The organism is Actinoplanes sp. NPDC049599, from assembly GCF_044465625.1.
GTDB lineage: Bacteria > Actinomycetota > Actinomycetes > Mycobacteriales > Micromonosporaceae > Actinoplanes.
Genome location: NZ_JBITLX010000041.1, coordinates 54,959 through 61,429 on the forward strand (window position 1 = coordinate 54,959; position 6,471 = coordinate 61,429).

Below are 6,471 nucleotides of genomic sequence, written 5' to 3' on the forward strand. Positions count from 1 at the left end.
GCCCCACCGCGGTGACGTTTTCGCTGCTCAAGGGGCATCGGCCTGCGGGAACGACAAGGCCGGGCGGCGGTGACGGGTAGCGCCGCACTCCTGCCTCAGCTGCGAACTCCGACGTCGCGGCTTGCCTATTGATCCGGACAAACAGCATCATTCCGCTCGGTTTGGCGAAGGCTGGCGTTTGGCGAAGGTTGGCAGAGCACCCAGCGGTGGGCGAAGCGCCGCAGCGGCCGGAAGGACACGACCATTGGTGGACCAGGATCCCACGGGCGGCGGCTTACGCCCGGATTCCGACGGCGCGTCGACCCTCGATCTGAGCGGGCGCTGCGTCGGCAGTTCGTACCTGCTCGTCCGGCCTATCGGGCAGGGCGCGACGGGCACGGTCTGGCGCGGCGTCGACCGGTCGTCGGGTGAGCCGGTCGCGGTCAAGCTGCTGCACGGGAGCCTGCTGCGGCAGCCCAAGCTGGTCACCCGGTTCGTCCAGGAGCGCACGATCCTGCTGATGCTGCGGCACCGCAACGTGGTGCGGGTCCGGGACCTGTTCAGCGTGGGGGAGTCGCTGGCCCTGGTGATGGACCTGGTGCCCGGCGGGAGCCTGCGCGAGTACCTGCGGGACAACCACACGCTCGCACCGGGCGAGGCGGCCCGGCTCGCCGCCCAGGTCGCGGCGGCCCTGGCCGAGGCGCACGAGCTGGGCATCATCCACCGCGACCTGAAACCCGACAACATCCTGCTGCACCGCGCGGACGGCCGGCTCGACACCCGGCTCACCGACTTCGGCATCGCCCGGGTGCTCTCCACCCCCAGCCTCACGACCTCCAACGCGGTCGTGGGCACCCCGCACTACATGGCGCCCGAGGCGTTCCAGAGCTCCACGGTGAGCCCGGCAGCCGACATGTACGCGCTCGGGGTGCTGCTCTACGAGATGGTCTGCGGGCGGCCACCGTACGACAGCGACACCGTCCACGACCTCATGCGCCTGCACCTGGCGGGCAACCCCGAGCGGCTGCCCGGCATCCCGGACGCGCTGTGGGAGATCATCTCGGCCTGCTTGGAGCAGAAGCCCCGGCTGCGCCCGACGGCCGCCGAGCTGATCGCCGACCTGAGCGCCGTGACCCGGACGGCGGCGGAAGCACCGGCCCTGTCCCGCCCGGCCCTGTCCCGCCCGGACCGATCCGGCCAGGATGCGGCCGAGCCGTCGCCGGCCGTGCCGTCGTCGCCCGTGCCGTCGTCGCCCGTGCCGTCGTCGCCCGTGCCGTCGTCGCCCGTGCCGTCGTCGCCCGTGCCGTCGTCGCCCGTGCCGTCGTCGCCCGACCCGTCGCCGCCCGACCCTGAGCCGGATCGGCAGGAGCGGGCCGGAGCGCCGTCGCCCGGCGTGGCGCCGGATCGGCCGGGGTCCGGTGGGCAGCCGGGGACGGCGCCGCTGGTCAAGCCGGAGCATCCCTCGCTGGCCGGGATGCGGGTTCCCGCCCCGCGCCGGCGCAACCAGCCCGCGACCTGGCGATGGGGCCGGCCCTGGGCCACCATCGCGGTGGTCTCGGCCGCGATGCTGGCCTCCGGCGTGGCCACCACGGCCTGGCACGTCGCCCGTTCCGCCGGCGATCCGCCGGCCACCGCAGCCGCGCCGCCGCTGCTGCCGCTGGACCGGCCCGCCGGCTCACCCGCCGCCTCCCGGTCCGCGCCCGTCGCGCAGACCACGGCGCCGTCCAAGCCGGCCACCGAGCGCCGGCGCCCGGCCGCGGCGGTCGCCGCTCAGGCCCTGACCCCGGTACGCCCCGCCGCCACCCGCACCAGCAGCACCCGGCCCCCGGTCCGCGAGGCCCGGCCGTACGGCCCGGACGCCTGCCACGAGACGTTCGGGCTGGCCGGCTACACCCCGCTGATGGTGACGCCCTGCCACGCCCTGGGCACCCGGGTCCGGATGCGCGCCACGCTGACCGCACCCACCCCGGGTGAGGGTCGGATCACGCTGGCCCTGCGGGACGTCGGCACCGGGCGTACGGTCGGCGACCAGAAGGTCTGCGCCGGCCTGGTCTTCAGCAAGGCGACACCGGCCCGCTCGTGCGGGCCGGTGACCGTCAGCCCGCCGCGGGGCCACCGCTACCAGGTGGTCATGTCGTGGACCTTCGCCAACGGCCAGCGCAGCCAGCTCAAGGTCACGCGGGGCGACGAGTTCACCTGGTGATCGGTATTGTCCCCGGACTATGCGAAGGTTGCTCGCGGCCGGGCTCGTGCTCGGCGCCGTCGTGGCCGGTCTCGGGGTGGTGCGGGCGCTCTCCGCGGATGCCGCCGTGGTGCCGGCCTACCATCCGTCGAAGCTGACCCACCTCTCCGACTCCCGCCAGGTGATCGTCGTGTCCGGGGTGTCCAGGACGTCGTCGTACGCGACGCTCTACACCTACCAGCTCGGCGCGGACGGCAAGACCTGGAAGGCGCGGTTCTCCGGGATGCCGGCCCGGATCGGTTACGCCGGCTGGGCCTGGGCGGGCAAGCGGGTGCAGGACACCGGCACCACGCCGGCGGGCACCTTCCGGATCTCGGCGACCTTCGGCCTGAAGACCAACCCGGGTACGCGGATGAGCTACAAACTGGCCGACGCCGACGACTACTGGGTCGGCGACAACAAGGACCCGCAGACGTACAACATGTTCCAGCCCTCGGCCTCCAGCAAGCGCACCTGGCGTACCGGGGAAGCGGAACGGCTCGCCGCCTACCCCACCCAGTACGAGTACGCGGCGGTCGTCAACTTCAACCGCCCGGCCGCCGCGACGGTCACCTGGGACGCCGTCCGCAGCCAGTACGTCACCAGCAAGCCGGCCAACGTCAAGCTCGGCTCGGCGATCTTCCTGCACGTCAACGGCGCCGGCTCGACGGCCGGCTGCGTCTCGCTGCGCCGCGCCGACCTGCTCAAGGTGCTCACCTGGCTCGACCCGGACGAACGGCCGCGGATCGTGATGGCCGTGAAGGCCGACCTCGCCAAGGCATGAAATAGAGTCGCCCGTTCCGGCGTTACCACCTACCGTGATCCGCATGTTCGCGCCCGGTCTGCAGCTGCCCGCAGGGTTCACCCTGCCGGTGGCTCCCGCGTGCGATACGCGAATCTGACCCTTCCCCAAGCAGCGGCAGAACCCGGGGAAGGGTAACTGCGCGGTTCTGGCGCGCGTCCCTGGGCAAGGCTCGCGTTCCTCCTTCCGACCCGACCGTTTCTCGCATCCAGTGAGGACACTGAGCAATCATGGCCAAGAGCCAGTTCGTCCGGACCAAGCCACACCTGAACATCGGCACGATGGGTCACGTCGACCACGGCAAGACGACCCTGACCGCCGCCATCACGAAGGTCCTCGCCGACCGCGACCCGGCCGCCAACCGGTTCGTCGCCTTCGAGGGCATCGACAAGTCGCCGGAGGAGGCGCAGCGGGGCATCACCATCACCATCTCCCACGTCGAGTACGAGACCGCCGCCCGGCACTACGCGCACGTCGACATGCCGGGGCACGCCGACTACGTGAAGAACATGATCACGGGGGCGGCGCAGGTGGACGGCGCGATCCTCGTCGTGTCGGCGCAGGACGGCGCGATGCCGCAGACCCGTGAGCACGTGCTGCTCGCCCAGCGGGTCGGGGTGCCGTACCTGGTCGTGGCGCTCAACAAGAGCGACGCGGTCGCCGACACCGAACTGCTCGACCTGGTCGAGCTGGAGGTGCGTGAGCTGCTGTCCGAGTACGGCTTCCCCGGCGACGAGGTCCCGGTGGTGCGCGTCAGCGCGCTCAAGGCCCTCGAGGGCGACCCACGCTGGACGCAGTCCATCGTGGAGCTGCTCGACGCCGTGGACGCGTACGTGCCGGTGCCCGAGCGGGAGCTGGGAGAGCCGTTCCTGATGCCGATCGAGAACGTGCTCACCATCAGCGGCCGCGGCACGGTGGTCACCGGCAAGATCGAGCGCGGCACGCTGCGGGTCGGCGAGCCGGTTGAGGTCGTCGGCCTCGGCGAGACCATCAGCACGGTCGCGACCGGCCTGGAGACCTTCGGCAAGTCGTTGCCGACCGCGCAGGCCGGCGACAACGCGGCGATCCTGCTCCGCGGGATCAAGCGCGACCAGGTGCAGCGCGGGCAGGTCGTGGCGCTGCCGGGCAGCGTCACCCCGCACAAGAGCTTCAAGGCGACCATGTACGCGCTGACGAAGGAGGAGGGCGGGCGGCACACGCCGTTCGTGGCGAACTACCGCCCGCAGTTCTACTTCCGGACCACGGACGTGTCCGGCGCGATCGACCTCGGTGACCTGCCGATGGTCCTGCCGGGCGACACGGTCGACCTGACCGTGCACCTGGGCAAGGAGGTGGCGATGGACGTCGGCCTGGGCTTCGCGGTCCGCGAGGGCGGCCACACCGTCGCCGCCGGCACGGTCCGGGAACTGCTCGACTAGAACCGGGACGGGGCCACTCCTACGGGGGTGGCCCCGTCCGCTATTCGTCCTTCGGCTTGCGGAGCTCCTCCTCGCGGCGGCGCAGGTCGGCCTCCCAGCGCCGCATCATGGACTCGTCCGCGCGCAGCGACTTCAGGAACTCCGGGTCGTCGTCCGGCGCGAGCGGGCCGGACCGCCGCGGCCGCTGGTCCTCGGGAAACCCGCTGCCGGGCCGCCAGGTGGTGCCGTTGCTGAGCTTGACGGCCCGCGCGGGGCGCCCGGCGACGAACCAGGCGATCGCGCCGATCGGCGAGAACAGCAGGATGAGAAATACCCAGACGACCCGGGGCAGGGCCCGGATCTGGAACTCCTCGGCGGAGAGACAGTCGATCAGTGCGATGACGACCAGTGCCAGGTCGATCAGCACGAACAGGGAATAGAGCCGGATCATGGCGAGAGATCCTCCCAGAGGATCGCCGCCCGGGTGACCCCGTCCTGGCCGTCCGCCCCCACCCGAACGGCCGATCCCGGCATGATGGCGGGATGACCGCGCAATTCGGCCCGCACCGCTGGTCGGCGGGCGGCCACCGGGACACCGACCGGCACCGCGCCGAGACGTTCGCCGTGGCCGACCTGACCGGCGCCCGCTTCGTCGACTGCGACCTGACCGGGGTGCGAGTCATCGACTCCTGGCTCGTCGGCGTCGACATCTCCGGCTACGTCGAACGGCTCACCGTCAACGGCGTCGACGTGACCGACTACGTAGCGGCAGAGCTGGACCGCCGCCACCCCGAACGGGTCCAGCTGAGGCAGCTGCACAACGCCGAGGACTTCCGCGCGATGGCCACAACCCTCGCCGGCCTCTGGTCCCAGGCGCTGACCCGAGCCGAACGCCTCCCCGAACCGGCCCGCCACGAACGCGTGGCGGACGAATGGTCGTTCGCGGAAACCCTGCGCCACCTGGTCTTCATCACCGACTCCTGGGCCAGCCGCACGATCCTGGACCAGCCGGAGCCCTACCACCGCATCGGCCTCCCGCAGACCGCCTACGCCCAGACGGACGCCACCAGGCTGGGCATCGACCCCGACGCCACCCCCACCTGGCAGGAGATCCTGGCAGCCCGAGCCGACCGCCAGGCGATCCTGGCCGCCATCCTGGCCGACCTGACCGACGCGGACCTGGGCCGGCCCTGCACCCGCCTACCGGCACCGGGCTACCCGGAAGAGGACCGCAGGGTCGCGGACTGCCTGGCGGTGGTGCTGGAAGAGGAATGCGACCACTACCGCTTCGCCACCCGGGACCTGGCAGTGCTGGAATCCCGCTGAGAAACCCGAACCTGCCACCCTGACAAGGACTCGAGCCCACCGAGCGCGCGGCGGCCGAGTGCGTGGCGGCCGAGCGCGCGGCGGCCGAGCGCGCGGCGGCCGAGTGCGGGGCGGTCACTCCGTGGCGCTGACTTGTGTGGCGCTGACTCGCGGGGCGGTCACCCCGTGGCGCTGACTTGTGTGGCGCTGACTTGCGGGGCGCTGACTCGTGTGGCGCTGACTCGTGTGGCGGTCACACGTGTGACCGTCGGGTGCGTGACTGACCGGCGCGCGGTGTGGTGGCGTGGGTCGCCGGGTGCACGGTGGCCAGTCGTGGTCCGCGAGGTGCGCGAGGGTCGCGTTGTCTGCCAGCCGGCCCGCCACGAGTCATTTGTTCGGATGGCGCGCTGCTGTCGTCGGCATGCGCCCTACCGGTGCGCGGCCACGACCAATTTGCACCGTGCCGGCGAGGAGCGAGGCACCACGCCCCATGATCGGCCACCGCGCTGCGGCAAACCCCGGGATCGAGCAGATCTTGGAAAGCTAAATCGATCCGCCATGGCCGCTTTTTACCAAGATCCGCCACGTGGACCCGGCCGATGCCTGCGTAGAGCCGTCTCGGGAGACAAGCGCCGGCCGCCCGAAGCGCCTTCTCCCTGGATCTTGTAGCTCCATTTGTGCCCTGAACAGCGAAGGAGTTGTGTTTGTAGGCAGGCTCTGGAGTTGATGCTGTGCGAGAGATGAAGGTTTGGCCCTTCGGAGTCGCC

Annotated in this window: 5 protein-coding genes; 4 read left to right on the forward strand and 1 reads right to left on the reverse strand. The window is 71.6% G+C overall.

Features of this window, described 5'->3' with window-relative positions; genetic code table 11:
* Positions 1–247 precede the first annotated feature (247 nt).
* The 3 genes from ACIBQZ_RS40280 to tuf all read left to right on the forward strand — a co-directional run bounded on the left by ACIBQZ_RS40280 (position 248) and on the right by tuf (position 4,420).
* On the forward strand, positions 248–2,182 hold the full coding sequence (locus ACIBQZ_RS40280; RefSeq protein WP_396094225.1) for a protein kinase: 1,935 nt from the start codon (positions 248–250) through the stop codon (positions 2,180–2,182).
* Positions 2,183–2,201: 19 nt separating this feature from the next.
* On the forward strand, positions 2,202–2,984 hold the full coding sequence (locus tag ACIBQZ_RS40285) for a L,D-transpeptidase family protein (RefSeq protein WP_396094226.1): 783 nt from the start codon (positions 2,202–2,204) through the stop codon (positions 2,982–2,984).
* A 248-nt stretch (positions 2,985–3,232) separates the two neighbouring features.
* Positions 3,233–4,420, forward strand: a complete 1,188-nt coding sequence (tuf, locus tag ACIBQZ_RS40290; protein WP_396094227.1) for an elongation factor Tu — start codon at positions 3,233–3,235, stop codon at positions 4,418–4,420.
* Positions 4,421–4,460: 40 nt separating this feature from the next.
* Here tuf and ACIBQZ_RS40295 read toward each other — a convergent pair whose 3' ends face one another.
* On the reverse strand, positions 4,461–4,850 hold the full coding sequence (locus ACIBQZ_RS40295; RefSeq protein ID WP_396094228.1) for a PLD nuclease N-terminal domain-containing protein: 390 nt from the start codon (positions 4,848–4,850) through the stop codon (positions 4,461–4,463).
* Positions 4,851–4,942: 92 nt separating this feature from the next.
* Between ACIBQZ_RS40295 and ACIBQZ_RS40300 the strand changes: the two genes are divergently transcribed.
* Positions 4,943–5,725 carry a DinB family protein gene (locus ACIBQZ_RS40300; protein WP_396094229.1) on the forward strand — a complete coding sequence of 261 codons (783 nt, stop codon included), beginning with the start codon at positions 4,943–4,945 and terminating at the stop codon, positions 5,723–5,725.
* The last annotated feature ends 746 nt before the right edge of the window (positions 5,726–6,471 follow it).

Excerpts from the sequence above, each read along its gene's own strand:
- ACIBQZ_RS40285 (WP_396094226.1), top strand. The coding sequence starts at position 2,202 with ATGCGAAGGTTGCTCGCGGCCGGGCTCGTGCTCGGCGCCGTCGTGGCC.
- tuf (WP_396094227.1), top strand. The coding sequence starts at position 3,233 with ATGGCCAAGAGCCAGTTCGTCCGGACCAAGCCACACCTGAACATCGGC.
- ACIBQZ_RS40295 (WP_396094228.1), bottom strand. The coding sequence starts at position 4,850 with ATGATCCGGCTCTATTCCCTGTTCGTGCTGATCGACCTGGCACTGGTC.
- ACIBQZ_RS40300 (WP_396094229.1), top strand. The coding sequence starts at position 4,943 with ATGACCGCGCAATTCGGCCCGCACCGCTGGTCGGCGGGCGGCCACCGG.